The organism is Bradyrhizobium brasilense (assembly GCF_029714345.1).
In the GTDB taxonomy this organism is placed as follows: Bacteria; Pseudomonadota; Alphaproteobacteria; order Rhizobiales; family Xanthobacteraceae; genus Bradyrhizobium; species Bradyrhizobium australafricanum.
This window is the reverse complement of record NZ_CP121669.1, coordinates 5197621-5223632: the sequence shown is the minus strand read 5'-3', so window position 1 is coordinate 5223632 and position 26012 is coordinate 5197621. Positions and strand designations below refer to the sequence as shown.

The 26012-nt window shown below is 65.5% G+C and carries 26 protein-coding genes; 17 read left to right on the top strand and 9 right to left on the bottom strand.

All coding sequences use genetic code 11. The features are described 5' to 3' along the window. The 3 genes from QA635_RS24655 to QA635_RS24645 all read left to right on the top strand — a co-directional run bounded on the left by QA635_RS24655 (position 1) and on the right by QA635_RS24645 (position 2863). The gene (locus QA635_RS24655) at positions 1 to 969 is read left to right on the top strand and encodes a branched-chain amino acid ABC transporter permease (protein WP_057019845.1); all 969 of its coding nucleotides are present in this window, start codon (positions 1 to 3) and stop codon (positions 967 to 969) included. 145 nt (positions 970 to 1114) lie between these two features. Beyond that, a complete protein-coding gene (locus tag QA635_RS24650; protein WP_092088306.1) occupies positions 1115 to 1759 on the top strand; it encodes a DUF47 domain-containing protein in 645 nt (214 codons plus the stop codon). Positions 1760 to 1858: 99 nt separating this feature from the next. Continuing rightward, positions 1859 to 2863, top strand: a complete 1005-nt coding sequence (locus tag QA635_RS24645; RefSeq protein ID WP_092088304.1) for an inorganic phosphate transporter — start codon at positions 1859 to 1861, stop codon at positions 2861 to 2863. Between the two features lie 60 nt (positions 2864 to 2923). Here the strand turns inward: QA635_RS24645 and sugE are convergent, their stop codons facing one another. Beyond that, the gene (sugE, locus tag QA635_RS24640) at positions 2924 to 3238 is read right to left on the bottom strand and encodes a quaternary ammonium compound efflux SMR transporter SugE (RefSeq protein ID WP_283061848.1); all 315 of its coding nucleotides are present in this window, start codon (positions 3236 to 3238) and stop codon (positions 2924 to 2926) included. Positions 3239 to 3391: 153 nt separating this feature from the next. Here sugE and QA635_RS24635 point away from each other — a divergent pair, with 153 nt between their 5' ends. Continuing rightward, positions 3392 to 5011 (top strand): peptide chain release factor 3, encoded by a 1620-nt coding sequence (locus tag QA635_RS24635; RefSeq protein WP_283061846.1) that lies wholly within the window; start codon positions 3392 to 3394, stop codon positions 5009 to 5011. Between the two features lie 60 nt (positions 5012 to 5071). Here QA635_RS24635 and QA635_RS24630 read toward each other — a convergent pair whose 3' ends face one another. Beyond that, complete coding sequence (locus QA635_RS24630; protein WP_283061845.1) at positions 5072 to 6217, bottom strand: FAD-dependent oxidoreductase; 1146 nt, start codon at positions 6215 to 6217, stop codon at positions 5072 to 5074. 86 nt (positions 6218 to 6303) lie between these two features. Between QA635_RS24630 and QA635_RS24625 the strand changes: the two genes are divergently transcribed. The 9 genes from QA635_RS24625 to QA635_RS24585 all read left to right on the top strand — a co-directional run bounded on the left by QA635_RS24625 (position 6304) and on the right by QA635_RS24585 (position 14982). Then, entirely contained in the window at positions 6304 to 6990 is a 687-nt protein-coding gene (locus QA635_RS24625; protein WP_283061843.1) for a TetR/AcrR family transcriptional regulator, read from the top strand. Positions 6991 to 7088: 98 nt separating this feature from the next. Further along, positions 7089 to 7700 (top strand): hypothetical protein, encoded by a 612-nt coding sequence (locus tag QA635_RS24620; protein WP_225159105.1) that lies wholly within the window; start codon positions 7089 to 7091, stop codon positions 7698 to 7700. Between the two features lie 70 nt (positions 7701 to 7770). Further along, positions 7771 to 8355: an NnrU family protein gene (locus tag QA635_RS24615; protein ID WP_092088328.1), complete on the top strand. Its 585-nt coding sequence runs from the start codon at positions 7771 to 7773 to the stop codon at positions 8353 to 8355. Positions 8356 to 8357: 2 nt separating this feature from the next. Continuing rightward, the gene (panB, locus tag QA635_RS24610; protein ID WP_016839889.1) at positions 8358 to 9179 is read left to right on the top strand and encodes a 3-methyl-2-oxobutanoate hydroxymethyltransferase; all 822 of its coding nucleotides are present in this window, start codon (positions 8358 to 8360) and stop codon (positions 9177 to 9179) included. Positions 9180 to 9189: 10 nt separating this feature from the next. Beyond that, positions 9190 to 10788, top strand: a complete 1599-nt coding sequence (locus QA635_RS24605) for a class I adenylate-forming enzyme family protein (RefSeq protein ID WP_283061841.1) — start codon at positions 9190 to 9192, stop codon at positions 10786 to 10788. 268 nt (positions 10789 to 11056) lie between these two features. Next, positions 11057 to 11713, top strand: a complete 657-nt coding sequence (locus QA635_RS24600; protein WP_057019854.1) for a tetratricopeptide repeat protein — start codon at positions 11057 to 11059, stop codon at positions 11711 to 11713. A 33-nt stretch (positions 11714 to 11746) separates the two neighbouring features. Beyond that, positions 11747 to 12304 carry a hypothetical protein gene (locus tag QA635_RS24595; RefSeq protein ID WP_225159102.1) on the top strand — a complete coding sequence of 186 codons (558 nt, stop codon included), beginning with the start codon at positions 11747 to 11749 and terminating at the stop codon, positions 12302 to 12304. 51 nt (positions 12305 to 12355) lie between these two features. Next, entirely contained in the window at positions 12356 to 13738 is a 1383-nt protein-coding gene (der, locus tag QA635_RS24590) for a ribosome biogenesis GTPase Der (protein WP_283061839.1), read from the top strand. Beyond that, the gene (locus QA635_RS24585; RefSeq protein WP_283061838.1) at positions 13735 to 14982 is read left to right on the top strand and encodes an MFS transporter; all 1248 of its coding nucleotides are present in this window, start codon (positions 13735 to 13737) and stop codon (positions 14980 to 14982) included. Before der ends, QA635_RS24585 begins: the two co-directional genes overlap by 4 nt. A 37-nt stretch (positions 14983 to 15019) precedes the next feature. Here QA635_RS24585 and QA635_RS24580 read toward each other — a convergent pair whose 3' ends face one another. Next, on the bottom strand, positions 15020 to 15412 hold the full coding sequence (locus QA635_RS24580) for a nuclear transport factor 2 family protein (RefSeq protein WP_283061837.1): 393 nt from the start codon (positions 15410 to 15412) through the stop codon (positions 15020 to 15022). Positions 15413 to 15606: 194 nt separating this feature from the next. On the opposite strand from QA635_RS24580, the gene QA635_RS24575 reads away from it, so the two are divergent. The 4 genes from QA635_RS24575 (at position 15607) to QA635_RS24560 (ending at position 18374) form a co-directional block, all read left to right on the top strand. Next, on the top strand, positions 15607 to 15867 hold the full coding sequence (locus QA635_RS24575; protein WP_159109494.1) for a hypothetical protein: 261 nt from the start codon (positions 15607 to 15609) through the stop codon (positions 15865 to 15867). A 157-nt stretch (positions 15868 to 16024) separates the two neighbouring features. Next, a complete protein-coding gene (locus QA635_RS24570; protein WP_283061833.1) occupies positions 16025 to 16699 on the top strand; it encodes a TetR/AcrR family transcriptional regulator in 675 nt (224 codons plus the stop codon). Between the two features lie 391 nt (positions 16700 to 17090). Further along, positions 17091 to 17753 (top strand): DUF3313 domain-containing protein, encoded by a 663-nt coding sequence (locus tag QA635_RS24565; RefSeq protein WP_283061832.1) that lies wholly within the window; start codon positions 17091 to 17093, stop codon positions 17751 to 17753. Positions 17754 to 17804: 51 nt separating this feature from the next. After that, the gene (locus QA635_RS24560) at positions 17805 to 18374 is read left to right on the top strand and encodes a DUF2147 domain-containing protein (RefSeq protein ID WP_283061831.1); all 570 of its coding nucleotides are present in this window, start codon (positions 17805 to 17807) and stop codon (positions 18372 to 18374) included. A gap of 123 nt (positions 18375 to 18497) precedes the next feature. Here the strand turns inward: QA635_RS24560 and QA635_RS24555 are convergent, their stop codons facing one another. From QA635_RS24555 to radA, 6 genes are all read right to left on the bottom strand, one after another. Next, positions 18498 to 19724 (bottom strand): ABC transporter substrate-binding protein, encoded by a 1227-nt coding sequence (locus QA635_RS24555; RefSeq protein WP_028335143.1) that lies wholly within the window; start codon positions 19722 to 19724, stop codon positions 18498 to 18500. A gap of 149 nt (positions 19725 to 19873) precedes the next feature. Beyond that, positions 19874 to 21013 carry an NHL repeat-containing protein gene (locus QA635_RS24550; protein WP_283061830.1) on the bottom strand — a complete coding sequence of 380 codons (1140 nt, stop codon included), beginning with the start codon at positions 21011 to 21013 and terminating at the stop codon, positions 19874 to 19876. A gap of 193 nt (positions 21014 to 21206) precedes the next feature. After that, the gene (locus QA635_RS24545; RefSeq protein ID WP_283061829.1) at positions 21207 to 21947 is read right to left on the bottom strand and encodes an SDR family NAD(P)-dependent oxidoreductase; all 741 of its coding nucleotides are present in this window, start codon (positions 21945 to 21947) and stop codon (positions 21207 to 21209) included. Positions 21948 to 22099: 152 nt separating this feature from the next. After that, positions 22100 to 23626: an amidophosphoribosyltransferase gene (gene purF / locus QA635_RS24540; RefSeq protein ID WP_283071791.1), complete on the bottom strand. Its 1527-nt coding sequence runs from the start codon at positions 23624 to 23626 to the stop codon at positions 22100 to 22102. A 34-nt stretch (positions 23627 to 23660) separates the two neighbouring features. Next, a complete protein-coding gene (locus tag QA635_RS24535) occupies positions 23661 to 24296 on the bottom strand; it encodes a CvpA family protein (protein ID WP_283061828.1) in 636 nt (211 codons plus the stop codon). A gap of 204 nt (positions 24297 to 24500) precedes the next feature. Next, a complete protein-coding gene (gene radA / locus QA635_RS24530; RefSeq protein WP_283061827.1) occupies positions 24501 to 25991 on the bottom strand; it encodes a DNA repair protein RadA in 1491 nt (496 codons plus the stop codon). Positions 25992 to 26012: the final 21 nt, after the last annotated feature.

Genomic DNA, 26012 nt, shown 5'->3' with positions numbered 1-26012 from the left:
ATGTCAGCATTGACCGACGATACACTTCCGATCACGCCGCGCGCGATGCGCGACGAGATGATCGTATTCGCCGCGATGGCGCTGCTGCTGGCGATCGTGCCGTGGACGGGGATCTATCCGTTCTTCGTCATGCAGGCGCTGTGCTTCGCGCTGCTCGCCTGCGCCTTCAACCTCCTGATCGGCTATGGCGGCCTGCTGTCGTTCGGCCACGCGATGTTCCTCGGCACTGCCGGCTACGTCTCGGCCCACGCGCTGAAGGTGTGGGGGCTGACGCCGGAGCTCGGCATCCTGGTCGGCACCGCGGCCGCGGCCTTGCTCGGCCTGGTCACCGGCTACATCTCGATCAAGCGGCAGGGCATCTATTTCTCGATGATCACGCTGGCGCTGTCGCAGCTGCTTTACTTCCTCTATTTGCAGGCGCCGTTCACCCATGGTGAAGACGGCATCCAGGGCATTCCGCAAGGCCACCTGCTCGGCATCTTCGATCTCTCGAAGCCGCTGGTGCTTTACTATGTCGTGCTGGTCGGCTTCCTCGCCGGCTTCCTGCTGATCTACCGCACCATCAACTCGCCGTTCGGCGAGGTGCTGAAGTCGATCCGCGAGAACGAGCCGCGGGCGATCTCGCTCGGCTACAAGACCGACCAGTACAAGCTGCTCGCCTTCATCCTGTCGGGCACGCTGGCGGGCTTTGCCGGCTCGCTGAAGGTGTTCGTGGCGCAGAATGCCTCGCTCACCGACGTGCACTGGTCGATGTCCGGTGAAATCGTACTGATGACGCTGGTCGGCGGTCTCGGCACCATCTTCGGCCCGGTGGTCGGCGCCTTCGTGATCATCGCCATGCAGCAATATCTCGCCGGTTTCGGCCAGTGGGTGACGGTGATCCAGGGCGTGATCTTCGTGGCCTGCGTGCTGCTGTTCCGGCGCGGCCTGGTCGGTGAGCTGGCCCATTTGTTGCGGCGGTCGCTGTAGGGCAGGTCTCGGCGACTTTCGGCCGACATAGCGGTGGACGACCGCCCGCTCGGGCGGTCGATCCCGATGCTTTCCCCGCCAGATGCTCTATGACAGTTCTGTGACAGTCGCTAAAAGGGCTGTCCCGGAATGATGGAACTGAGACATGCTGCGCTGGTTTCGCGCCTTCCTGCCCAAGGAAGAGCGGTTTTTCGACCTGTTCGCCCGACACGCCCAGACCTCCGTGCAATGCGCATTGGCGTTGCAGGACATGCTGAAGGGCGGGGAGGAGACTCCGGTCTTTTGCCAGCGCGTCAATCAGTTCGAGAACGACGCCGATAGCGTCACCCGCGAGGTCCTGACCGCGGTTCGCCGCACCTTCATCACCCCGTTTGATCGTGGCGATATCAAGAACCTGATCACCTCGATGGACGACGCGGTCGACCAGATGCAGGCGACCGCAAAGGCGGTCATGCTGTTCGAGGTGCGCGAGTTCGAGCCGCCGATGCGCGAGATGGGCGGCCTGATCGTCGAATGCGCCAATCTGGTCGGCCGCGCGCTGCCCCTGTTGCAGTCGATCGGCCACAACGTCTCGATGCTGACCCAGATCACCGAGGAACTGACCAAGCTCGAGGGCCGGGTCGACGATCTCCAGGATATCGGGCTCAAGGAGCTGTTCCTGAAGCACCGCGACGCCAACACGATGGACTACATCGTCGGCGCGGAGATTTACGACCATCTCGAGAAAGTGGCCGACCGTTTCGACGACGTCGCCAACGAGATCAACTCGATCGTGATCGAGCAAGTCTGAGCATGATCCGGAAAAGTGTGATGCGGTTTTCCCTGCGACAAACGCGAAGTGTTTGCGCGGCGATCATGCTCAACAAAGCACAATAGAGCGGGGCATCACGTGGACGCCACGCTGGGTCTTCCAATTCTGACCATCCTGATCGCGGTCGCGCTGCTGTTCGACTTCCTGAACGGCCTGCACGATGCCGCGAACTCGATCGCGACCATCGTCTCGACCCGTGTGCTGCGGCCGCAATATGCGGTGTTCTGGGCGGCGTTCTTCAACTTCGTCGCGTTCCTGGTGTTCGGCCTGCACGTTGCCAACACGATCGGCACCGGGATCATCGAGCCGTCGGTGGTGGATGCGACCGTGATCTTCGCAGCATTGGTCGGCGCGATCGTCTGGAACGTGATCACCTGGGCGCTGGGCATTCCGTCGTCGAGCTCGCACGCGCTGATCGGCGGCCTGGTCGGCGCCGGCATGGCGAAGGCGGGGATTTCGGCGGCGGTGTGGAGCGGGCTCTCCAAGACCTTGCTCGCGATCGTGCTGTCGCCGCTGGTCGGCTTCCTGCTGGCGCTGGTGCTGGTCGCGATCGTGTCCTGGCTCTCGGTGCGCTCGACGCCGTTCGCGGTCGATCGCGCATTCCGCATCCTGCAATTCGCCTCGGCGTCGCTCTATTCGCTCGGCCATGGCGGCAACGACGCGCAAAAGACCATGGGCATCATCGCCGTGCTGCTCTATTCGCAGGGCCATCTCGGCGACACCTTCGAAATTCCGTTCTGGGTGGTGCTGGCCTGCCAGGGCGCGATGGCGCTGGGTACCCTGATGGGCGGCTGGCGGATCGTGCGCACCATGGGGCTGCGGATCACCAAGCTGACGCCGATGCAGGGTTTCTGCGCCGAAACCGGCGGCGCCGTGACGCTGTTCATGGCGACCTATCTCGGGGTTCCCGTATCGACCACGCACACCATCACCGGCGCAATCGTCGGCGTCGGCGCCGCACGGCGGCTTTCCGCCGTGCGCTGGAATGTGGCGAGCTCGATCGTCTACGCCTGGGTCATCACGATCCCGGCGTCGGCCGCGGTCGCAGCCGCGAGCTATTGGGCGGTGCAGATTCTGAAGTAGCGTTTTCGAGCGGAGTGGGAGCCGGTTCGTGTTAAGAAAACGCGTCCCAAAAAGGAGTAATCAGCCGACCAGCTTCAGCCCGACGATGCCGGCAACGATCAGTCCGATGCTGGCGAGCCGCATCGCGGTCGCGGGTTCGCCGAGCAGGATGATGCCGAGCGCCGCGGTGCCGACCGCGCCGATCCCGGTCCAGACCGCATAGGCGGTTCCAATCGGCAGCGTCTTCAGCGCGAGGCCGAGCAGGATCACGCTGCCGGCCATCGCCGCCAGCGTCAGCACCGACGGCACCAGCCGCGAGAAACCTTCGGTATATTTCAGCCCGATCGCCCAGCCGATCTCGAGCAGGCCAGCGATGAACAGAATGGTCCAAGCCATCACGAACCCTCCAGATAAGGCAGGGTCGTCCCCGCGAATGGTATGGTGAGGAGAAGGTCGTCCTTCCGGCGCCTATATGGGGATGGTGCGGGCGTTCCGCATTGCGACAAAACGCCCTTGATTGCGCCCGTTTTCCCTGCCAAATGCCCCGCCATGTCCGACATTTCAGTTTCAGCCGAATCGCCGTCCCGCTCGCCGCTTTCAGAGGAAGTGGCGCGACGGCGCACCTTTGCGATCATCTCGCACCCGGATGCCGGCAAGACCACGCTGACGGAAAAGCTGCTGCTGTTCGGCGGCGCCATCAACCTCGCGGGCCAGGTCAAGGCCAAGGGCGAGCGGCGCAACACGCGCTCGGACTGGATGAAGATCGAGCGCGAGCGCGGCATCTCGGTCGTCACCTCGGTGATGACCTTCGAGTTCAACGACCTCGTGTTCAACCTCTTGGACACGCCGGGCCACGAGGACTTTTCGGAAGATACCTATCGCACGCTGACCGCGGTCGACTCCGCCGTCATGGTGATCGACGCCGCGAAAGGCATCGAGGCGCGCACCCGAAAGCTGTTCGAGGTGTGCCGGCTGCGTGACATCCCGATCATCACCTTCATTAACAAGATGGACCGCGAGAGCCGCGACACGTTCGAGCTTCTGGACGAGATCGAGAAGACGCTGGCGCTCGACACCACGCCGATGACCTGGCCGGTCGGCCGTGGCCGCGACTTCCTCGGCACCTATGACGTCGTCAATGGCGGCGTGCGGCTGCTCGAGGGCGGCGGCGCCAAGACCGGCGCCACCGAGCAGATCGACATCGCCGATCTCGGCAAGCGCAATCCCAATCTCGACGTCACCGAGGTCAAGGACGAGCTCGCGCTGGCCTCGGAAGCCTGCAAGCCGTTCGAGCTCGCGGCGTTCCGCGAGGGCCACCTGACGCCGGTCTATTTCGGCAGCGCGCTGCGCAATTTCGGCGTCGGCGATTTGCTCGAAGGCCTCGGCAAATTCGCGCCGGCCCCGCGCGCGCAGGACTCGGATTTGCGCAAGGTCGAGGCATCGGAGCCGCGCATGAGCGCGTTCGTGTTCAAGATCCAGGCCAACATGGATCCGAACCACCGCGACCGCATCGCCTTCGCCCGGCTGTGCTCGGGCAAGCTCAGCCGCGGCATGAAGGCCAAGCTGGTACGCACCGGCAAGAACATGAGCCTGTCGAGCCCGCAGTTCTTCTTCGCGCAGGACCGCTCGGTCGCCGACGAGGCCTTTGCCGGCGACGTCGTGGGCATTCCGAATCACGGCACGCTCAGGATCGGCGACACCCTCACTGAGGGCGAGGATCTGACCTTTGTCGGCGTGCCGAGCTTCGCGCCGGAAATCGTCCGCCGCGTTCGGCTGACCGACGCGATGAAGGCGAAGAAGCTGAAGGAAGCCTTGCAGCAGATGTCGGAGGAGGGCGTCGTGCAGGTGTTCCGTCCGCGCGACGGTGCGCCGGCGCTGGTCGGCGTGGTCGGCCCGCTGCAGCTCGATGTGCTGAAGGCGCGGCTCGATGCGGAATATTCGCTGCCGGTCGAGTTCGAGATCTCCGAGTTCTCGCTGGCTCGCTGGATCTCGTCCGACGACCGCAAGCAGCTTGACGCCTTCATCTCCGCCAACAATTCCGGCATCGCCGACGACGTCGACGGCGATCCCGTGTTCATGGCCAAGAACGAGTTCTATCTTGGCTACACCCGCGAGCGCGCCGAGGGCATCACCTTCTCCAACGTCAAGGACGTGAAGAAGAAGGCGTAGTGGCGCTTGCGGTGTCGTCCCCCGGGAAGGCGGGGGACCCGGTACGCCGCGGCTTCTCCGTTACTCGCTACGGTTCTCGGCGGGGAGGTGACTGCCGAAAAAGTCGATCAGGCTCTGCGGCGCGTTAGCGCCGTAGCACAACTCGAGGAGCTCCTCCGCATCAGCCGCTTCGGACGCGCTGCGGGGAAACAGGTCCTCTTCATAGGCGGCGAGGGCGGCCTCGACGTCACCTGGGTTGGCAGCGATCGCCGCGCCGAGTTCGGCACCGTCATACATTGCGAGATTGGCCCCTTCGCCTGATGGCGCCATCAGGTGCGCGGCATCGCCGAGCAGCGTCACACCAGGCACCCGATCCCATCGGTGATCGACCGGGAGCGCATGGATGAGACGCAGCACCGGCGCGGTCTCGCCGTCGGTGATCAGCGCGGTCAGCGCCCGGGCCCAGCCATCGAATTCCTCGGCGACGCGGGCGAGGGCGCTCGCAGGGTTGGAGAAGTCGAGGTTGGCAAACCATTCCTCACGCTTGGTCAGCGCCACATAGGTGTGCAGCACGCCGTTCGGCTCACGATGCGCGGCGATGCCCTTTCCCGGCGCCAGCGCGAACATGGCGCCGCCGCCAACCGCTTCCGCGCTCGCTCGGTGACGGACATCGGCGTCGAACAGATATGTCTCGATGAACGAAGTGCCGACATAGGTCGGCTCGTCTGCGGAGAGAAGCGATCGCACGCGCGACCAGGCACCGTCGGCCCCGACCAGAAGGTCGGTCGTCACCGTCGTGCCGTCGGCAAAGCTCAATACCTGCCGCCCGCCGCCGAGCGGAGAGGCCGCTATGACCTTGTGTCCCCACCGCACCGTGCCTTCGGGCAACGAATTGAGCAGGATCCGGCGCAGCTCGCCCCGCGGCACCTCGGGCCGCCCGCCCGTGCCGTCATCCGGATGATGCAGCAGGACATTGCCTTGGGTATCGAGCGCGCGGGTTTCCTGGCCGCCGGGGTGGATCAGCTCGCGGAACTCTTCAAACAGGCCTGCGGCCTTCAGCGCGCGTTGGCCGTTGTGCTCATGGATATCGAGCATGCCGCCCTGCGTTCGTGCCTCTGCGGAGGCTTCCGCTTCGTAGACGATCGCTGCGATCCCGTGGACGTGGAGGACGCGGGCAAGCGTCAGGCCGCCGAGGCCGGCACCGACGATCGTGACGGGAGATTTCATGCGGAGTCCTTCCGGCGCGGAGGCTGAGAGCTATGGAACGTCGTTCCAATACTTGGAATGCCGTTCCAGACGTGTCAAGGTGCGGCATGGTCAAGAAGGCGCGCAGCAGCCAGCGACGCGAGGACTCGCTCTCGCGGGATCGCATCATCGAGGCTTCGATCGAGCTCCTGGACGAAAGCGGCGAGGACGGTCTGACGTTCCGCGCCCTGTCCGAACGGCTCGTGACCGGTCCCGGCGCGATCTACTGGCATATCGCCAACAAGAGTGATCTGCTGGTCGCCGCCTGCGACGCCATTGTCGCGCGCATGGTCGATGAGCACGTGGTCAGCGGATCGCCGAAGGCCACCATTCGCGCCCTTGCGCTCGGCATGTTCGACGCAATGGAGGCGCATGCGTGGGTCGGGACAGCGCTGATCCGTGCTGCCGGGCAGTTGCCGACCGTGCGCGTTCTGGAGTGCATCGGCCAGCAGGTTCGCGCGCTTGGCGTGGCTGCCGACACGCAGTGGACGATCGTCTCGGTCCTGCTGAACTACATCCTTGGCGTCGGTGGCCAGAACGCAGCCAACGCGCAGTTCGCGCGGACGCATGGCCTGGACCGATCGAGCTTCTTGGATGCGGTGGCGACCGACTGGTCCGCGCTCGACGCAAGCGACTACCCGTTTGCACGCAGCGTGGCCGGCGCGATGCGGGACCACGACGACCGTGTCGACTATCTCGCCGGCATCGATCTCATCCTCGCCGGTATCAAGGGGACACGAACCGGTCGAACCTAGGTTTTAGTATGACAAGCGCGAGGAATTGAACGCCGCCCCGCTTGATGCGGTCCGGCCGCGGACCCATTTTCTCCGGAGTGCAATCCGGGTCCGCCTGCATGCTCCGACGCGTCGCCATCTGCCTCGCTTTTGCCGTGCCGGCCTTTGCGCTCGCGAGCGCGGCCTCTGCGCAGCAGCGGCAACAAACTAACCCGGCGCCCTTCGCACACACGCCTTGCAGCGTGCTCGACGAAGGGCCTTGCATCCCGTCCTATTGCAGCGTGTTCAACCACGGGCCATGCCTGCCCGAGATGGATTATCCGTACGGCGAAAATCTCCAGCTCACGATCCTGACCGTGCCACCGCAGGATCAGGCCGAGAAGTACCGCAAGCCGGATCATGATCTCAATACCATCGGCGATCTGTTCGCCGCGCTGCGCGCCTGCTGGGCGCCGCCACCGCCGGACGATGCGCGCGCGGGCATGCAGATGTCGGTGCGTTTCAGCTTCAAACGATCGGGCGAGATGATCGGCGCGCCGCGCCTGACGTTTTCGACGCGGGGCATCCCGGCCGACACCCGCACCACCTACCTCAACGCGATCAACGCCTCGCTGGATGCCTGCCTGCCCCTGAAATTCACCGGCGGATTGGGCGGCGCGCTGGCCGGCCGGCCGATCATGATCCGCTATGTCGATAACCGGGAGCTGGCCAAATCGGCCAACAAGCCGTGAAGCTGACGCATTGCCACCCGCCCGGCGAAGGTGATACGCGAAGGCATTGATCGATCAGAGGAGGAACATCGTGGGACTGCTCGTCATGATCCTGGGTCTCGTGCTGTTCCTCGGCGTCCATGTGCTGTCCAGCCTGCGCGAGATGCGCGCCGGCCTGATCAAGGCGATGGGCGAGGGCGGCTACAAGATCGCCTATTCGCTCGCCTCCGCGGCCGGGCTCGTGCTGATCATCTGGGGCTTTGCGCATTATCGCGCGAGCGGATGGATCGACGTCTGGACCCCGCCGACAGCGTTCAAGCACATCACGGTGGCGCTGATGCTGCCCGCCGTCATCCTCGTCGTCGCCTCCTATATCCGCGGCCGCATCTACACCACGCTGAAGCATCCGATGCTCGCCGGCGTGAAGCTGTGGGCGTTCGCGCATCTGCTCGCCAACGGCGACCTCGGCTCGATCATCCTGTTCGGCTCGTTTCTCGGCTGGGCGGTCTATGACCGCATCTCGCTGAAGCGCCGCACGGATGCCGGCGCGCCGCCGATTCCGGTGGGCGGCCCAACCAACGACCTGATCGCGATCGCGGTCGGTGTCATCGTCTATCTGGCGCTGGCGTTTGCGTTCCACCCGGTCGTGATCGGCGTGCCTGTCATGGGAGCCTGACTATGTCTGTTCAATCCGCCATCAAGCGCAAGACCGCGCCCGATCTCCGCGCCCGCAAGAACGGCGAGCCGATCGTGATGCTGACGTCCTATCACGCGCACACCGCGGCGCTGGTCGACCGTCATTGCGACGCCATCCTGGTCGGCGATTCCCTCGGCAACGTCATGCACGGCTTCGAGACGACCGTGCCGGTGACGCTCGACATGATGATCCTGCAGGGCCGCGCGGTGATGCGCGGCTCGCAAGCTGCGCTCGTCGTGGTGGACATGCCGTTCGGCTCCTATGAGGGTTCGAAGGAGCAGGCGTTTCAATCCGCGGTGCGGATCATGAAGGAGACGCTGTGCGGCGCGGTCAAGCTCGAGGGCGGCGCACGGATGGCGGAGACGGTGGCGTTCCTGTCCGAGCGCGGCATTCCCGTGATGGGCCATATCGGCCTGACGCCGCAGTCGATCAACACGCTCGGCTCGTTCCGCGCGCAGGGCCGGGAGGAGGAGACCTGGGCGCCGATCGAGAACGACGCCAGGGCGATTGCGGAAGCCGGCGCGTTCTCGATCGTGGTCGAGGCGGTCGCCGAGCCGCTGGCGCGCAAGATCACGCAGTCGATCGCCGTGCCCACCATCGGCATCGGCGCCAGCGCGGCCTGCGACGGCCAGGTGCTGGTGCTGGAGGACATGCTCGGCCTGTCGCCGCGGGCGCCGAAATTCGTGCGCCGCTACGGCAATCTCGGTCCAATGATCGAGGAGGCGATCGCGGGCTATGCGCGCGACGTGAAGAGCCGCGCCTTCCCGGGGCCGGAGCACGTCTACGGCATGAAGAAGAGCTAACGGGGCGCGCATGGACTGGTCGCAGCACGCAATTCCGCCGATGCGGCTCGAGCCGCGGTTCGGCGACCGCGTCGTGCCGGCTTTCCCGGAGCGGCCGGGCAGCCTGTGGGGGATGATCGCGGACGCCGTCGCGCAGAACGGCGACGGCGAGGCGCTGGTCTGCGGCGCGACGCGCCTGAGCTGGCGCGAGGTCGCAGAGAAATCGGCCAAGGTCGCGGCGGGCTTTGCAAAGCTCGGCCTTGCGCCCGGCGACCGCGTCGCGATCCTGCTCGGCAACCGGATCGAATTCGTGCTGACGATGTTTGCCGCCGCGCATGCCGGGCTGGTCACGGTGCTGCTCTCGACGCGCCAGCAGAAGCCCGAGATCGCCTATGTGCTGAATGATTGCGGCGCGACGCTTCTGGTCCATGAGGCCACGCTCGCCGACCGCATCCCTGATGCGGCCGGCGTTCCCGGCCTCAAGCATCGCATCTCGGTCAGCGACGAGGGCGCATCGCAATTCGCCGGACTCGCCGACAACGCTCCAGCCCAAGCGCCGGCGGAGGTGAGGGAAGAGGACACCGCGATGATCCTCTACACCTCGGGCACCACGGGCCGGCCGAAGGGCGCCATGCTCGCCCATTGCAACATCATCCACTCCTCGATGGTGTTCGTGTCGTGCCTGAAGCTGACCAAGGCCGATCGCTCGATCGCCGCGGTGCCGCTCGCGCATGTCACCGGTGCGGTCGCCAACATCACCACCATGGCACGCTGCGCCGGCGCGCTGATCATCATGCCGGAGTTCAAGGCCTCGGAATATCTGAAGGTCGCGGCGCGCGAGCGCGTCAGCTACACGGTGATGGTGCCGGCGATGTACAATCTCTGCCTGATGCAGCCGGATTTCGACAGCTACGATCTGTCGAGCTGGCGGATCGGCGGCTTCGGCGGCGCGCCGATGCCGGTCGCAACCATCGAAAAGCTCGACGCCAAGATTCCCGGGCTGAAGCTTGCGAATTGCTACGGCGCGACCGAGACCACGTCGCCCTCGACGCTGATGCCGGGCGAACTGACCGCCGCCCATATCGACAGTGTCGGCCTGCCGTGCCCCGGTGCCGAGATCATCGTGATGGGCGCTGACGGCCGCGAACTGCCGCGCGGCGAGATCGGCGAGCTCTGGATCCGCAGCGCCTCGGTCATCAAGGGCTATTGGAACAATCCGAAGGCGACCGCGGAGAGTTTTACGGCCGGCTTCTGGCATTCCGGCGATCTCGGCTCGATCGACGCGGCAAACTTCGTCCGCGTGTTCGATCGCCAGAAGGACATGATCAACCGCGGCGGCCTGAAGATCTATTCCGCCGAGGTCGAGTCTGTCCTGGCCGGCCATCCCGCCGTGGTCGAGAGCGCGATCATCGCCAAGCCGTGCCCGGTGCTCGGCGAGCGCGTGCACGCCGTGATCGTGACCCGCACCGAGGTCAATGCGGAGAGCCTGCGCGCCTGGTGCGCCGAGCGGCTCTCGGACTACAAGGTGCCGGAGACCATGGCGCTGACATCAGAGCCGCTGCCACGCAACGCCAACGGCAAGGTGATCAAGCGCCAGATCAGGGAGAGCCTGTCCGCGGTAGGCGCGTAGCGAGGCGTGGACGTACCATCCGCGAATTCGGTCGACCTCTCCCGCTTGCGGGGGTCGAGACGAGCGAAGCTCGCTCTTAGGTCGGCACGTGCAGCGCGGGCTGGGGGCCCGTTGCGGCCAGTCGCAAACGTCCCCCGTTAACGCTTTGATCCGCCTCGCTTTGCCTTGCCTCCGCCACACCATTAGGGTAACGCCGCCGCGATGTGGGGATCGGGTAGGGCTGGGCCCCACCGATAGCAGCGGTCCCGAGGGGATGGGATAGCCTTAAGTGTCTGAATTATTTGACGAAGTCGACGAGGAAGTCCGTCGCGATCAGCTCAAGAAGCTGTGGGACAAGTACTCGCTCTTTATCATCGCCCTGGCGATCCTGATCGTTGCGGGCGTCGGTGGCTGGCGCGGCTACCAGTATCTCGAGGCCAAGAAGGCCGCCGAGGCCGGTGCGGCGTTCGACCGCGCCGTCGAATTGTCCGATCAGAACAAGCACGCCGAGGCCGAGGCTGCGTTCGCCGCTCTCATCACCAAGGCACCGTCCGGCTACCGCAACCTGGCGCGGCTGCGCTTGGCCGCCGAGGTCGCGACCCGCGATCAGCCGGCTGCCGCGAAGCTCTATGACGAGATCGCAGCCGACCGCAGCGTCGGCGGTCCCGAGCAGGATTTGGCGCGGATCCGCGCCGCGCAGCTCGCGATGGAAACCACCACCTATCCGAACATGCTGCAACGGCTCGAGGCCACGGCAACGGCGAAGGACTCGACGTTCCGTCACTCCGCCCGCGAGCTGCTGGCGCTGTCGGCCTGGCGCGCCAACGATGCCACCGCCGCGCGGCAATGGCTCGACCAGATTGCCAATGACGGCGAGACGCCGCCGAGCCTGCGCTCGCGTGCCGAAGCGCTGCAGGCCTTGTTGCCGCCGGTCGCGAAAAGCTGACTTGGCGCGAAACCCGAGTTTGAGAGATCGACCATGCGCCGCTCGCAACGCCTGATCGCAGCCGCAGTTCTGACAGCGCTTTGCAGCGTGCTGGCGGGGTGCGGCGGTGGCGGCATGTCCAATTTCGATCCGAGCGACCTGCTCGACTTCCTCGATTCCAAGAAGAAGCTGCAGGGCGACCGCAAGCCGGTATTCCCCGAAGGCGTGCCCGGCCTGGAGCAGGGCGTGCCGAAGGAATTGTACAAGGGCTCGCAGCAGGAACAGCTCGATCAGCAGAACGCCGCGGCAGCCGCCGCTGCCCAGCCGGCCCCGCCGCCGGAGCCGCCGAAGGGCGCCAAGAAGCACGCCAAGGGCAGCGCAGCGCCGGCCGCGGATCAGGCGGCTGCTCCCGATGCCGCAGCCGAGGAGGGCGCGCCCGCCGCGCTGCCGCCGGAGCCGAAGCCGAAGAAGATCGTCCGCCGCCGCACCACCGCGCCACCCGCCGACGATCAGCAGGCTCAGCCTGCAGCGCCGGCCCAGCAGACCCAGACCACGCAACAATCCGGCGGCGCCTTCCCCGCACCGCTACCGAGCGGCGGATTTAGCCGCTAGGCTCCTGCTTCAATTCATTGACGCGCGCCGCAACGCGGCGCCTGGTGATCCATGTCTTTTACCATCGCCATTATCGGCCGGCCCAATGTCGGAAAGTCGACGCTGTTCAACCGGCTGGTCGGCCAGAAGCTCGCGCTGGTCGACGACGAGCCCGGCGTGACGCGTGACCGTCGCGAGGGTCAGGCCAGGCTCTACGATCTCGACTTCACCATCATCGACACCGCGGGCCTCGACGAAGGTGCCAAGGGTTCGCTGACGGCGCGGATGCAGGAGCAGACCGAAACCGCGATCGAGCTTGCCGACGCCCTGATGTTCGTGATCGACGCCCGCGTCGGCCTGACGCCGACCGACCGTGCCTTCGCCGACTTCGCGCGAAAAGCCAACAAGCCGGTGGTGCTGGTCGCCAACAAGGCCGAGGGCAAGCATGGCGAGATCGGCGCGATGGAATCCTACGCCCTCGGGCTCGGCGATCCCGTCCAGATCTCGGCCGAGCATGGCGAGGGCATGGGTGACCTCCACGAGGCGCTGAGCGCGCTGGTGCCGGAGACGCCGGAGGAAGACGACGAGCTTGAGGACGATGAGGAGATCTCGGAGGAGGAGGCCGCGCAGCGCCCGATCCGCGTCGCCATCGTCGGCCGGCCGAATGCCGGCAAGTCGACGCTGATCAACCATCTGCTCGGCGAGGAGCGGCTGCTGACCAGCCCCGAGGCCGGCACCACGCGCGACTCCATCGCGGTCGAGATCACCTGGCAGGGCCGCCAGTTCCGGGTGTTCGACACCGCCGGCCTGCGCCGCCGCTCGCGGATCGAAGAGAAACTGGAGAAGCTCTCGGTCGCCGACGGGTTGCGCGCGGTGCGCTTTGCCGAAGTCGTCGTGATGATGATGGACGCGCAGAACAAGTTCGAGGAGCAGGACCTGCGCATCGCCGACCTGATCGAGCGCGAAGGCCGCGCCATCGTGCTCGCGGTCAACAAATGGGACCTGGTCGAGCGCAAGCCGAACCAGATCTCGCAACTGCGCACCGATGCCGACCACTGGCTGCCGCAGGTCAAGGGCGCGCCGATCGTCGCCGTCTCCGGCCTGATGGGCGAAGGCATCGACCGCCTGATGACGGCGATCCAGGAGGCTTATGCGGTCTGGAACCGGCGCTTGCCGACCTCGGCGCTCAATCGCTGGTTCGAGCAGGCGATCCAGGCCAACCCGCCGCCGGCGGTTTCGGGCCGCAGGCTGAAGCTGAACTACATCACGCAAGTGAAGGCGCGCCCGCCGAGCTTCGTGCTGTTCTGCTCGCGCGCCGACGCGATCCCGCGATCCTATCTGCGTTACCTCATCAACTCGCTGCGCGAGACGTTCGATCTGCCGGGCACGCCGATCCGGATTACGCTGCGCGAGAAGGCCAATCCGTTCGCCCACAAGCGCAAACGGCCGTCGTGAGCGAAAGGTCGGAGGGTGACACGGTTGCTGTTGCGGAACCGCGCAGTGGCGCGGTGATCTTCATCTTCATCACGTTGCTGCTCGACATGCTCGCGCTCGGGATCATCATCCCGATCCTGCCCAAGCTGATCGAGGGCTTCGTCAACAACGACACTGCAAATGCGGCGCGCATCTTCGGCGTGTTCGGCTCGATCTGGGCCTTGATGCAGTTCGTCTGCTCGCCGATCCTGGGCGCGCTGTCCGATCGCTTCGGCCGCCGGCCGGTGGTGCTGCTGTCGAATTTCGGTCTCGCCGCCGACTATGTGCTGATGGCGCTGGCGCCGAACCTGATCTGGCTGTTCATCGGGCGGGCGATCTCGGGCATCACCTCGTCGAGCATCTCGACCGTGTTCGCCTATATCGCCGACGTCACCGCGCCGGAGCAGCGCGCCGCGATGTTCGGCAAGATCGGCGTCGCCTTCGGCGCCGGCTTCATCCTCGGACCGGCGCTGGGCGGCCTGCTCGGCGAGATCGATCCGCGGCTGCCGTTCTGGGCGGCGGCGGGCTTGAGCTTCGTCAACGGGCTCTATGGCCTGTTCATCCTGCCGGAATCGCTGCCCGTGGAGCGGCGCGCGCCGTTCAAATGGAAGAGCGCCAATCCGATCGGCGCGCTGCATTTCCTGCGCTCGAACCGGACGCTCGCCGGCCTGTCGCTGGCGACGTTCTTCGGCCAGCTCGCGCATGTCGTGCTGCCCTCGGTGTTCGTGCTCTACGCCACCTATCGCTATGGCTGGGACACTGGCACCGTCGGCGCGACGCTGGCGCTGGTCGGGCTCTGCGGCATGATCGTGCAGGGCGCGGCGATCGGCCCGATCGTGCAGCGCCTCGGCGAGCGCAACGCGCTGTTCCTCGGCCTCGTCTGCGGCGCCTTGGGCTTCGTGATCTTCGGCGCCGCGCCATCAGGCCAGCTGTTCTGGATCGGCATTCCCGTGATGGCGCTGTGGGGCCTCTCGGGCGCTGCGACGCAGGCGCTGACGACGCAGCTCGTCGCCGCCGACCAGCAGGGCCAGTTGCAGGGCGCGACATCAAGCGTGCAGAGCATGTCGGAACTGATCGGCCCGTTCCTGTTCACGCTGACGTTCGCGTATTTCATCGGCGACAACGTGCCGGTGAAGATGCCCGGCGCGCCGTTCTATCTGGCCGGCGCGCTGCTGCTGCTCGCGCTCGCCATCGCCTGGCGCGCGACAGCGGCGAAGCAAGCCTAGGGCGGGCAAGCCGCCGACGGATCCACCACGAGACGTTCTATTCCGTCGCCGGCACCGAATGGTGCTCGTGCGTGACGCGCCACGCGCCGTCGACCTTGCGCAATCCGATCGTCAGCCTGAACTGGAACGTGGCATCAGGTGGCCCGCACCGCATCACCGCGACCGCGAAGGCCACATCACTGCCGGCCGTGATCGCGATCTCCTCGATATCGAAGGCGTAGGATGGGCGGTGATACCTGAAGAACAAGTCCCACGTCTTCCGGTATTCATCCAATCCGCGTGACTGCAATGGCGGGGGAACGTCGAACATCACGATGTCCGGATCGTGACGGGCGAAAATGCCGGGATAGTCCTGCCTGCGGACGGCGTCCGTCCAGGCGTCGATGAGCGTCCTGATTTCGGTTTCCGCTTTCTGTTTCTGCTGTGTCATCGCTCGCGTGCTCCGAATGCTGGCTGATGCTTCGAGGACGAATGCGAGCGCGCCGATCCGACAACGCTGATGCGTCCGGCCGCACCTGTCGGATTGCGTCATATTGTCTATATACAAACCATCCGGTTGGTTTGTATAAGAGCTGATACCGGATGAAGACGCGCCCCGCTGCGGGGCGCTCTGCCAGGAGCAGCATGGTGACCGACGAGGCCGTTGATATCTGCGATGAGTTGACCCGCTTCAGCGCCGCGCAGGCGGCGCTGCTGACGTCGCGCGGCCTTGTCTACCTGACCGACCTGAAGCTTGATGGCGGCAGGCACGGGACGATCGTCGCCGCCAGTCATGCCGAGGCGCAGGCCATCGCCCGCGCGCGCGGTCGAGGGGAACGTGTCGTCGGCCGAATGGCCTACGGCTTCCTTCATGGCCTGCTGCAGAAGGTTCGTTTGTGCGCGTGAGCTATCGGATAGGTTGATGACCGATTCCTGAATTGATGCGTCTTCCGAGGGCGACACCGCCATTCCGGGGACGCCGTTCTCGCTGCCTCGCAGCGCTTGAGATTGACCGAAGCCGCTGAGATACTGTGATCTCAAGCGACTCCTTCCTGAGTACACCATGGATAATCCTTCCCGCTCGGAACGCTCCCGCAACGCCGCACTCGACGCCGCGATCACCATCGTGACGCGCGATGGTCCGGGACGCCTGACGCTGGACGCGATTGCGCGCGAGAGCGGTCTCAGCAAGGGCGGCGTGATGCATCAGTTCCGCACCAAGGAAGCGGTGCTGCGCGCCTTGCTCGAGCAGCAGATGGCGCATTTCGAGGAATTCTCGAACCGCTACATCGAAAAGGTACGCGGGACCACGGACCAGCCCGAACTGTCGGCGCAGATCGCGACGCTCCGGGAGGCGATCTCAACGCCGCGGGCAGGGGCGTTCGCACTGCTGGCGGCGATGAACGAGAACCCCGAATTGATGGCGATGCCGCGCGATGTCGACATCAAGAAGGTCGCGCTGATGAAGGCCGAGGCGAGGGATCCGGATCTCGCGCTGCTGCGCTGGGCGGCGGCGCGGGGGCTGCTGCTCAGTTCGTTGTTCGGCATGTTGTCGCTGACCGAGGCGGAGCGGGATCGCCTGTTCGAGCGATTGCTCGACGACAGCAAGTGGACCGCGATGGAGCAGGGGGCGACGGAGGCAGCAAAGCCAGCCAAGACAACGGCGGCGCGTACGGCATCTTCGCCTCCGGCCGGCGCGCGCGCGGCAAAGCCGGCATCGGAGCGCAAGCGCGGCTGAATTTCCGGCGCTTTCGAAAGCGCAACGCCGCCCAAGCGGAATATGGATCGCTTGGCGGCGTTGGATCGGCACCGGGCCCCTGAAATCCCCCGGCGATTTCTGCCGTACCACACGAGATGTCGCGGGTTTGTGACAGCGCGCGGCCGCCATTCGCGAAGCCGCCTCGCCAGCCAACACGACATTTTCGACCGCCGCATTTTTCCGACGCGTTTCCTGCGATTGCAACTCTACAAACCAACTGGTCGGTTTTATAGCTGATCGCACTGAGGCAAGGTCTGGCGGCGCCGCGATGGCGAGTCAGACCGGCAGTGACGGCCGCAGCCGTACTTTCAGCCCCGGACGCGGCTGCGGCCGAGCTGCTTTTCCGCCCAGGTCGGATGAGGAGATTGGAATGGAGAGCTCGATCGCCGCGCGCGGTCTGGGAGCGATGGCGCTTTGCGTCCTCGCGGGAGGATGTGCCGCCGTCACGCCGGTGGCCTATTCGGATGTAGCATCGTCGGCCTACATGACGCCGGACACGTCCGATTCTTCGGGGCGTGTGCCGTATCGCTATGCGCCGCCGGTCGACTGGCGCAGCTACAACAAGGTGATGATCGATCCGGTCGTGATCTATCGCGGCGCGGATCATCAGTTCGGCGACATGTCCGAGAAGGACAAGCAGACGCTCGCCGCCTACATGCAGACCCGCTTCGCCGACAAGCTGCGCGGCCGCTTCACGCTGGTGAACACGCGCGGGCCGAACACGTTCCGCCTGCGGCTGACGCTGACCGGCGCGGTCGCCAACACGCCGGTGCTCGGCACGCTGTCGCGTTTCGATCTGGCAGGCGCGGTGTACAACGGCGTGCAAGCCGCGCGCGACGGCGAGGGCACGATGACGGGCTCCGTCATCTATGCCGTCGAGATGTTCGACAGCTCGACCTCGCGGCTGCTCGGCGCCTATGTCAGCAAGCAATATCCCAACGCCTACGACATCAAGGCCAGCATCGGCGATCTCGCCGCGGCCACCGCCGGCATCGATAAGGGTGCCGATGCCTTCGTGGCGCAATTGAAGTGACGTGCGCCGCGCGCGTCCGCAAACCATCCAGACGCTGAAAGGTCCTTTACCATGAACTTTCTGGTTCGCATGTTTCTGCGCAGCCTCGTCGCTGCCTTGCTGATGAGCTCGACCGGCCGCGCCGAGACGATCGCCCCGGTCGATCCCAGCGGCACCTGGCTGACCGAAGACGGCCGCGCGCGCATCCGCCTCGAGCGCTGCGGCACCGCGCATGACCGCATCTGCGGCTTCATCGTGTGGATGAAGGATCCGCTCGATTCACACGGCCAGCCGCTCCGCGACAGCTTCAATCCCGACCCCGACCAGCGGACGCGTGTGCTGCTCGGCCATCAGCTGATCCTCGGATTGAAGCTGACACCGGAGGGCAGGTTCGACGGCGACATCTACAACGCCGAGGACGGCAAGTCCTATGCGGTCTCGCTGTGGCGCGACAAGTCCGACCGGCTGAAGCTCAAGGGATGCCTGCTCAAGCTGCTGTGCCAGACCCAGACCTGGACGCAGACGCTGGACGTGCAGCCGGGCCAGCTCGTCGGCCTGACCGGCGATGTCGGCGGCCCGCGCGCCGACAGGGAATGGGCATCGTTGCCGCCGCCCGTCAAGGCGAAGTCGGCGGCGAAGTAAGAAGATGCAGAAAGTCATTCCGGGGCGATGCGCAGCATCGAACCCGGAATCTCGAGGTTCCCCAATGCGCAATTGCGCATCTGAGGTTCGCGCGTTGCGCGCCCCGGAATGACCGCTACGCGGTCACTTCTTCAGCAGCGGACAGTCGCTGGCCTCAAGCGGCTTCGCGGCGTCTTCCGGCGCGATCGTGGCGATCAGCTTGTAATAGTCCCAGGGATATTTGGACTCTTCGGGCTTCTTCACCTCGAACAGATAGGCCGGAATCAGGCGCCGGCCGTCGGCGCGCAGCGGGCCCTTGCCGAACAGCGGATCGTCGGTCGGCAATTCCTTCATCTTGGCGACGACCTTGGCGCCGTCATGCGGATTGCCGCCGAGCGCTTCCATCGCCTTGAGATAGTGCAGCACCATCGCGTAGTTGCCGGCCTGGGTCATTGACGGCATCGCGTTCTTGCTGGCCAAAGCGGAGAACCGCTTCGACCAGGCGCGGGTCTGGTCGTTCATGTCCCAGTAGAAGGATTCCGTGAACGTCAGGCCTTGCGCGGTCTTCAACCCGAGCGAATGCACGTCGTTGATGAACAGTAGCAGCGCCGCGAGTTTTTGGCCGCCGGAAACGATGCCGAATTCAGCCGCCTGCTTGATCGCGTTGGTGGTGTCGCCGCCGGCGTTGGCGAGGCCGACCACCTTGGCCTTGGACGATTGTGCCTGCAGCAGGAACGACGAGAAATCGGCGGTGTTGATCGGATGCTTGACGCTTCCGAGCACCTTGCCGCCATTGGCGTTGACAACCGCGGTCGTGTCGCGCTCAAGCGCGTGGCCGAATGCATAGTCGGCCGTCAGGAAGAACCAGGTGTCGCCGCCGGCTTTCGTCAGGGCCTTGCCGGTGCCGTTGGCCAGCATGTAGGTGTCGTAGGTATATGAAATCGTGTTCGGCGTGCAGGCCTTGCCGGTGAGGTCGGCGGTCGCCGCGCCCGAATTCAGCAGGACGATGTTCTTTTCCTTGACGAGATTGTTGACCGCAAGCGCCACGCCGGAGTTCGGCGTGTCGGCGATCGCATCGACCTTCTCGTTGTCGACCCATTGCCGAGCGATGTTGACGCCGACGTCGGGCTTGTTCTGGTGGTCGCCACTCAGGACGTCGATCTTCCAGCCCTTCTTGAGCAGGCCGGAATCCTCCACGGCCATCTTGATCGCGACCACCGAGTTCGGGCCGCCGATGTCGGCATAGAGGCTCGACATATCGTTCAGCACGCCGATCTTGACGGTCTTGTCCTGCGCGAACGCAGAAGTTGAAAGGCCGAGTGCGGCGCAAGCAAGAAGCGCGGCGCAGCGCCGCGCAAACGTCGTTGTCATGAAATTCCCTCCACTGTCTAAAGCCCGGACAGCCCTCTTGCGGAGCCTTTTTGCCGGTCGCTCAAGTTCCCGCTTACCCTTTCCCGGGGGAGGCGGCAATCCGCCTAAAGCCGGGTGGGCCTGCGTCGAAGCGTCATCCGGTGAAATCCTTACTTGAGCGCGTCGGAGGTCAGCTTGAATTTCTGGATCCTTTTTCCGGTGTCGACCTCGGCGGTATAGACGTTGCCCTTGGCGTCGACCGCGAGCGCGTGCACCCAGTGGAATTGCCCGGCGTTGCGGCCGTTGCGGCCGAAGCTGCCGACCACCGCGCCGTCGTCACGCCTGATGATGCGGATCTCGTTGTTCTCGCCGTCGGCGGAGAGCAGGTAGGTCTGCTTGGGATCGGGCCACAGCGCGATGTCCCACACCGCGCCGTTGCCGAGCGTGCTCTTCTCGAAGAAGAACTCCTTCACGAAGCTGCCGTCCTTCCTGAACACCTGGATGCGGTTGTTGATGCGGTCGCAGACATAGACCAGTCCGTCATTGGCGATCTTCACGCAGTGCACGGGATTGCCGAACTGTTGCGCGACCTGCGCCTTCGGATCGTAGGGCGGCTGCTTGGCGTCATCGGGCTTGTTGCCATAAGCGCCCCAGTGCCGCTTGTAGGCGCCGGTGGTGGCATCGAACACGATGACGCGCCGGTTGCCGTAACCGTCGGCGACGTAGATCTCGTTGGCCTCCTTGTCGATCGCGGTCTCGGCGGGCTTGCCGAGCTGGGTGGTGTCGTTGCTGCCCTTGCTCGGTGCGATCGAGCCGATCTGCGAGACGAACTTGCCGTCGAGGGTGAACTTGAGGATCGCATTGTCATTGTCGGCGTTGCCGCCGATCCAGACGAAGCCGCGCTCGTCGACCTCGATGCCGTGCTCGCGGCCAACCCACTCATAGCCGTCACCCGGACCGCCCCAGGACCGCAGCAGATTGCCGTCAGCGTCGAATTCGAGCACCGGCGGCGCCGAGACGCAGCATTTCGAGCGCGGCGGATTGAGGCTCGCGCCCTTCTCGTCGTCGGTCAGCGAGCGCGGCCGGTGAATCATCCAGATGTGGCCCTGCCAATCCACCGTGATGCCGCCGACCTGGCCGAGGATCCAGTTGTTCGGCAGCGGCTTCGGCCATGATGCATCCACGGAGAAGGTCGGGATGTCGCCGGCTTTCGCGGGGGTTGGTGTAGCGAAGAGGGCTGATGATGCGATGCAGGCGGAGAGAAACAATCCGGACAGAATGAAGCGCGCGCGATTGAACGTCGGCGTCATGTTGCCTCCCGAAATTTTTCTTGGCGGGCGTCCCGCTGGGAAGCGCAGTCAATCGTGGGGACGCGAGCGAGTCAATCGCAAGGAGGTGCGTAGCCCGGATGGAGCGAAGCGAAATCCGGGGCTGGTTTCTCCGCGTAGAGACTATCCCGGATTGCGCTTCGCTCCATCCGGGCTACGGGAGAGAGAGCCGCGCTCACGCCGGCGGCTGGAAACTGCGCAGCGTGCGCGCCTTGTAGTCGTAGAGCTTGCCGGTCTTGGTCCAATCAGGCGAACACATCGGCACGATGAATTCGGCGGCCATGTCGGGCGTATCCAGCGTCATCGGGTCTTCGCCGGGAAACACCTGCGCGCGCATCCGCGTGCGGATCGGACCGGGGCTGAACAGGTTGACGCGGAGCGCCGTGTTGGCGGTCTCGTTGGCCCAGGAGCGCACCAGTGCCTCCAGCGCGGCCTTCGAGGCCGCATAGGGGCCGAGATAGGCGTTGGCCTTGTGGGCCACGCCCGACGTCACGAACACCGCGCGGCCGGCGTCGGATTGGCGCAGCAGCGGGTCCATGCAGCGAATCAGCTGAAAATTGGCGGTGACGTTGATCGCGAACACGTCGTTCCATGGCTTCAGCTCGATATGGCCGAGCGGCGACGACGGCCCTGCGGTGCCGGCATTGCCGACCAGGATATCGAGCTTGCCGTGGCGCTCATGCAGCGCGAGCCCGAGCCGCGCGATGCCGTCGTAATCGGTGAGCGAGAGCGGCACCAGGGTGGCGCTGCCGCCGGCCGTGCGGATCTCGTCGTCGAGCTCTTCCAGCCCGCCTTGCGTGCGCGCCACCGCCACGACATGCGCGCCGGCCTTGGCCAGTGCGACCGCGGTCGCAAAGCCGATGCCGCGCGAGGCGCCGGTCACGAGGGCGATACGGGAGGCGAGGGGTTTTGTCATGGAAGGGACTCTAACAAATCGTCGTCCCTGCGAAAGCAGGGACCCATACGCCGTGACGGCGGTAATGGAAGTTCGTGTCTAACACTGTCGCCAGCCAGATAGGCCGGTGGTTATGGGTCCCTGCTTTCGCAGGGACGACAGCGCGGATGTGGCTAGCTCGCCTCCGCCAGCAGCGAGAGTTGGCGCGGCGGGGCTTCGGTTTCGCTCTGGTCGGTCAGGTGGGTCGGGTAGGCACCGGTGAAGCAATGGTCGGCGAATCTCGGATTTGCCGGGTCGCGCCCCTCATAGCCCATCGCGCGGTACATGCCGTCGATCGACAGGAAGGCGAGCGAGTCGGCGCCGATGATGTCGCGCATCTCCTCGAGCGAATGGGTCGCGGCGAGGAGGCCGCCGCGGTCCGGCAGGTCGATGCCGTAATAGTCGGGATAGAGGATCGGCGGCGAGGCGAGGCGGAAATGCACCTCACGGGCGCCGGCGTCGCGCATCATGCGCACGATCTTCTTCGAGGTGGTGCCGCGAACCAGACTGTCGTCGATCAGGATGATGCGCTTGCCCTCGATCGCGGCGCGGTTTGCCGAATGCTTCATGCGCACGCCGAGCTCGCGCACGCTCTGGGTCGGCTGGATGAAGGTACGGCCGACATAGTGGTTGCGGATGATGCCGAGCTCGAACGGCACGCCGGAATACTGGCTGTAGCCGACCGCGGCGGGCACGCCGGAATCCGGCACCGGCACCACGACGTCGACTTCGGGATGGCTCTCGCGCGCCAGCTGGGCGCCGAATGCCTTGCGCACGTCGTAGACCGAGCGGCCGCCGACGATCGAATCCGGCCGCGCGAAATAGATGTATTCGAAGATGCAGGGCCGGGCCGGCTTCGGCGGGAACGGCTTGTGGCTGTGCGCCCCTCGCTCGTCGAACACGATGATCTCGCCGGGCTCGATGTCCCGGACGTATTTTGCGCCGATCATGTCGAGCGCGCAGGTCTCCGAGGTCAGGATCGGACAGCCGTCGAGATCGCCGAGCACCAGCGGGCGGATGCCGAGCGGGTCGCGCGCGCCGACCAGCTTCTTGTTGGTCAGCGCGACCAGCGCATAGGCGCCCTCGATGGTGCGCAGCGCCTCGATGAATCGGTCGATGAAGCGGGTGCGCTTGGACTGCGCCACGAGATGCAGGATCACCTCGGTGTCGGTGGTCGACTGCATCATGGCGCCGCCCTTGACGAGCTCGCGGCGCAAGGTCAGGCCATTGGTGAGGTTGCCGTTGTGGCCGACCGCAAATCCGCCGGCGCTGAGCTCGGCGAACAGCGGCTGCACGTTGCGCAGGATGGTGCCGCCGGTGGTGGAGTAGCGGACATGGCCGACCGCGGCGTTGCCGGGCAGGCGCTCGATCACGTCGCGGCGGGAGAAGGCGTCGCCGACCAGGCCGAGGCGGCGTTCACTGTGGAAGCGGCTGCCGTCGAAGGAGACGATGCCGGCGGCCTCCTGGCCGCGGTGTTGCAGGGCGTGCAGGCCGAGTGCGGTGATCGCGGCAGCCTCGGGATGGCCGAAGATGCCGAACACGCCGCATTCCTCGCGGAGCGTGTCGCCATCGAGGTCGGGGTGGTATCTGAGAGGGTCTTGCAGTTCGATCGGGCCGAGGTCGAGATCCATTTGGTCGGTATGATCCGAAGGGGTCTGCATCTCGTTCATTGCCTCTCGTAAGGGCCCAAATAGTTTATCGGCCCGCGGGTTTCTCGATCAGCTTCTTCAAGCCGTCACGCGCAGGTTTGCTATAGCCATCACCCGACGCCGGCGTCGCCTGATCATTGGTATCGGCCGCAGAATCGTCGTCTGGCTTATTCTTCTTGAACTTCTTTAAGATGGTGTTCTCGGGGTCGTCAGGCAAGAGCGACATCAGCCAATCCCCGGTTCCCTGCAGCACCACCCGCGACTTCGCCCCGGTCACCCAATCGGGCCGCTGCTTGTCCGGAACCAGCCAGGTGAAGAACATGAACGCCACGACCACGATCAGGAGGCCGCGGGCGAGCCCGAACAGGAAGCCGAGGGTGCGGTCGAGCGCGCCGATCCGGGAATCCAGGATCATGTCCGAGATCCGCACCGTGACGATCGAGACCACGATCAGCGTGCCGATGAAGACGCCGGCCACCACGACGACGGCGGCGACCGTGTCGTTGTTGAAATAGGTCTTGGCGGTGGGCAAAAGTTTCGAGAACGCATACAGCGTGACCAGCGCGGCGGCGCCCCAGGCCGCGATCGACAGGATCTCGCGCATGAAGCCGCGCACCATCGCGAGCAGGCCCGAAATCAGCATCACGCCGAGCAGGACGAGATCAAGTATCGTTATGGGCATCGGCTGGTCAGGTCCGCTGGTACGTTTCGGTACGCTGTTAAGGGCTTACGTTGTTAAGGGCCTACGCTGCTAAGGGCTCTCGCGAATCGGCAAAGTCGGTGCCGTCCTAACTGAGGCGCATTGGGGGCATCCGGCAAGGCCAGAGCGCCACCTGTCCCGCGCGGCGGATGTATAGCGGCGGGGGGCTGATACGTCACGCCCGCTTTAGCTGGTCTCGCGACGGAATCGGGCCGGTGTGGCATTTTTCTCAGCCGCATCAGGGCCTCCGGAGCCGTCCTGGTCGCGCCGGCCGCCTCGCGGTGTTCCCCGGTCGCCTCTTGGCGTACCGCGTGCCGCAATTTCGGCGACCAGCGTGGTGAGATTGCCGACGCTGTTGAGGGTGAGCCCTGAATCGCCGCCGCTCTCGCCGCGGGCCGATTCGGGCAGGATGGCGCGGGCGAAGCCGAGCTTGAGGGCCTCCTTGAGCCGGGCCGGGGTTTGCGCCACCGGGCGGATCGCGCCCGACAGCGAAATCTCGCCGAAATAGACTGCATCCGTCGGCAGCGGCGCATTCACCAGCGAGGAGACCAGCGCGGCCGCCGCGGCAAGGTCCGCGGCCGGTTCCTGGATGCGCAGACCGCCGGCGACATTGAGATAGACGTCATGTCCGGACAATTTGACGCCGCAATGCGCTTCAAGCACCGCGAGCACCATCGACAGCCGGCTCGGATCCCAGCCGACCACGGCGCGGCGCGGCGTGCCGAGCGAGGTCGGTGCCACCAGCGCCTGCAACTCGACCAGCACCGGACGGGTGCCCTCGATGCCGGCGAACACCGCCGTGCCGGGGCTGCCGAGTTCGCGCTCGGAGAGGAACAATTCCGAGGGATTGGTGACCTCGCGCAGGCCGAGGCCGGTCATCTCGAACACGCCGATCTCGTCGGTCGCGCCAAAGCGGTTCTTCACCGAGCGCAGGATGCGGAACTGCTGCGAGCCTTCGCCCTCGAACGACAGCACCGCATCGACCATGTGCTCGACCACGCGGGGACCGGCGATCTGGCCGTCCTTTGTCACATGGCCGACCAGGATGATCGCGGCACCCGTCTTCTTGGCAAAGCGAATGAGGGCCTGCGCCGAGGCGCGGACCTGGGTCACCGTGCCGGGCGCGGATTCCACCGTGTCGGTCCACATGGTCTGGATCGAGTCGATCACGATCAGGCGCGGCACCGCGCCTTCCGACAGCGTGGCGACGATGTCCTCGACCGACGTTTCCGAAGCCAGCTGCACCGGCGCGTCCGCGAGGCCGAGCCGTTCGGCGCGCAGCCGCACCTGGGCGACCGCCTCTTCGCCGGAGATATAGACCGCGCGGTGGCCGGCGCGCGCCATCATGCTGGTCGCCTGGGTCAGCAGCGTCGATTTTCCGATGCCGGGATCGCCGCCGACCAGCAGCACCGAGCCGCGGACGAAGCCGCCGCCGGTGACGCGGTCGAGCTCGGCCATCCCGGAGGACAGCCGCGGCGCGTCCTGGGTCTTGCCGGACAGCGATTCCAGCGCAAACGTCCGCCCCTTGCGCTTGCTGCGGATCGAGACCGGCACCGAGCCTGTGGTGTCTTCCTCGGCCAGCGTGTTCCACTCGCCGCAGGAATCGCACTTGCCCTGCCAGCGATTATACGCCGCGCCGCAATTCTGGCAGACGAAGGAGAGGGTGGATTTGGCCATGGAGCAGGTGAGTCGCGCTAT

Bases quoted from the DNA above. Each gene is read 5' to 3' on its own strand.
- QA635_RS24655 (WP_057019845.1), top strand. From the start codon at position 1: ATGTCAGCATTGACCGACGATACACTTCCGATCACGCCGCGCGCGATG.
- QA635_RS24650 (WP_092088306.1), top strand. From the start codon at position 1,115: ATGCTGCGCTGGTTTCGCGCCTTCCTGCCCAAGGAAGAGCGGTTTTTC.
- sugE (WP_283061848.1), bottom strand. From the start codon at position 3,238: ATGGCTTGGACCATTCTGTTCATCGCTGGCCTGCTCGAGATCGGCTGG.
- QA635_RS24635 (WP_283061846.1), top strand. From the start codon at position 3,392: ATGTCCGACATTTCAGTTTCAGCCGAATCGCCGTCCCGCTCGCCGCTT.
- QA635_RS24630 (WP_283061845.1), bottom strand. From the start codon at position 6,217: ATGAAATCTCCCGTCACGATCGTCGGTGCCGGCCTCGGCGGCCTGACG.
- QA635_RS24625 (WP_283061843.1), top strand. From the start codon at position 6,304: ATGGTCAAGAAGGCGCGCAGCAGCCAGCGACGCGAGGACTCGCTCTCG.
- QA635_RS24620 (WP_225159105.1), top strand. From the start codon at position 7,089: ATGCTCCGACGCGTCGCCATCTGCCTCGCTTTTGCCGTGCCGGCCTTT.
- panB (WP_016839889.1), top strand. From the start codon at position 8,358: ATGTCTGTTCAATCCGCCATCAAGCGCAAGACCGCGCCCGATCTCCGC.
- QA635_RS24605 (WP_283061841.1), top strand. From the start codon at position 9,190: ATGGACTGGTCGCAGCACGCAATTCCGCCGATGCGGCTCGAGCCGCGG.
- QA635_RS24595 (WP_225159102.1), top strand. From the start codon at position 11,747: ATGCGCCGCTCGCAACGCCTGATCGCAGCCGCAGTTCTGACAGCGCTT.
- der (WP_283061839.1), top strand. From the start codon at position 12,356: ATGTCTTTTACCATCGCCATTATCGGCCGGCCCAATGTCGGAAAGTCG.
- QA635_RS24580 (WP_283061837.1), bottom strand. From the start codon at position 15,412: ATGACACAGCAGAAACAGAAAGCGGAAACCGAAATCAGGACGCTCATC.
- QA635_RS24575 (WP_159109494.1), top strand. From the start codon at position 15,607: ATGGTGACCGACGAGGCCGTTGATATCTGCGATGAGTTGACCCGCTTC.
- QA635_RS24570 (WP_283061833.1), top strand. From the start codon at position 16,025: ATGGATAATCCTTCCCGCTCGGAACGCTCCCGCAACGCCGCACTCGAC.
- QA635_RS24565 (WP_283061832.1), top strand. From the start codon at position 17,091: ATGGAGAGCTCGATCGCCGCGCGCGGTCTGGGAGCGATGGCGCTTTGC.
- QA635_RS24560 (WP_283061831.1), top strand. From the start codon at position 17,805: ATGAACTTTCTGGTTCGCATGTTTCTGCGCAGCCTCGTCGCTGCCTTG.
- QA635_RS24555 (WP_028335143.1), bottom strand. From the start codon at position 19,724: ATGACAACGACGTTTGCGCGGCGCTGCGCCGCGCTTCTTGCTTGCGCC.
- QA635_RS24550 (WP_283061830.1), bottom strand. From the start codon at position 21,013: ATGACGCCGACGTTCAATCGCGCGCGCTTCATTCTGTCCGGATTGTTT.
- QA635_RS24545 (WP_283061829.1), bottom strand. From the start codon at position 21,947: ATGACAAAACCCCTCGCCTCCCGTATCGCCCTCGTGACCGGCGCCTCG.
- purF (WP_283071791.1), bottom strand. From the start codon at position 23,626: ATGCAGACCCCTTCGGATCATACCGACCAAATGGATCTCGACCTCGGC.
- QA635_RS24535 (WP_283061828.1), bottom strand. From the start codon at position 24,296: ATGCCCATAACGATACTTGATCTCGTCCTGCTCGGCGTGATGCTGATT.
- radA (WP_283061827.1), bottom strand. From the start codon at position 25,991: ATGGCCAAATCCACCCTCTCCTTCGTCTGCCAGAATTGCGGCGCGGCG.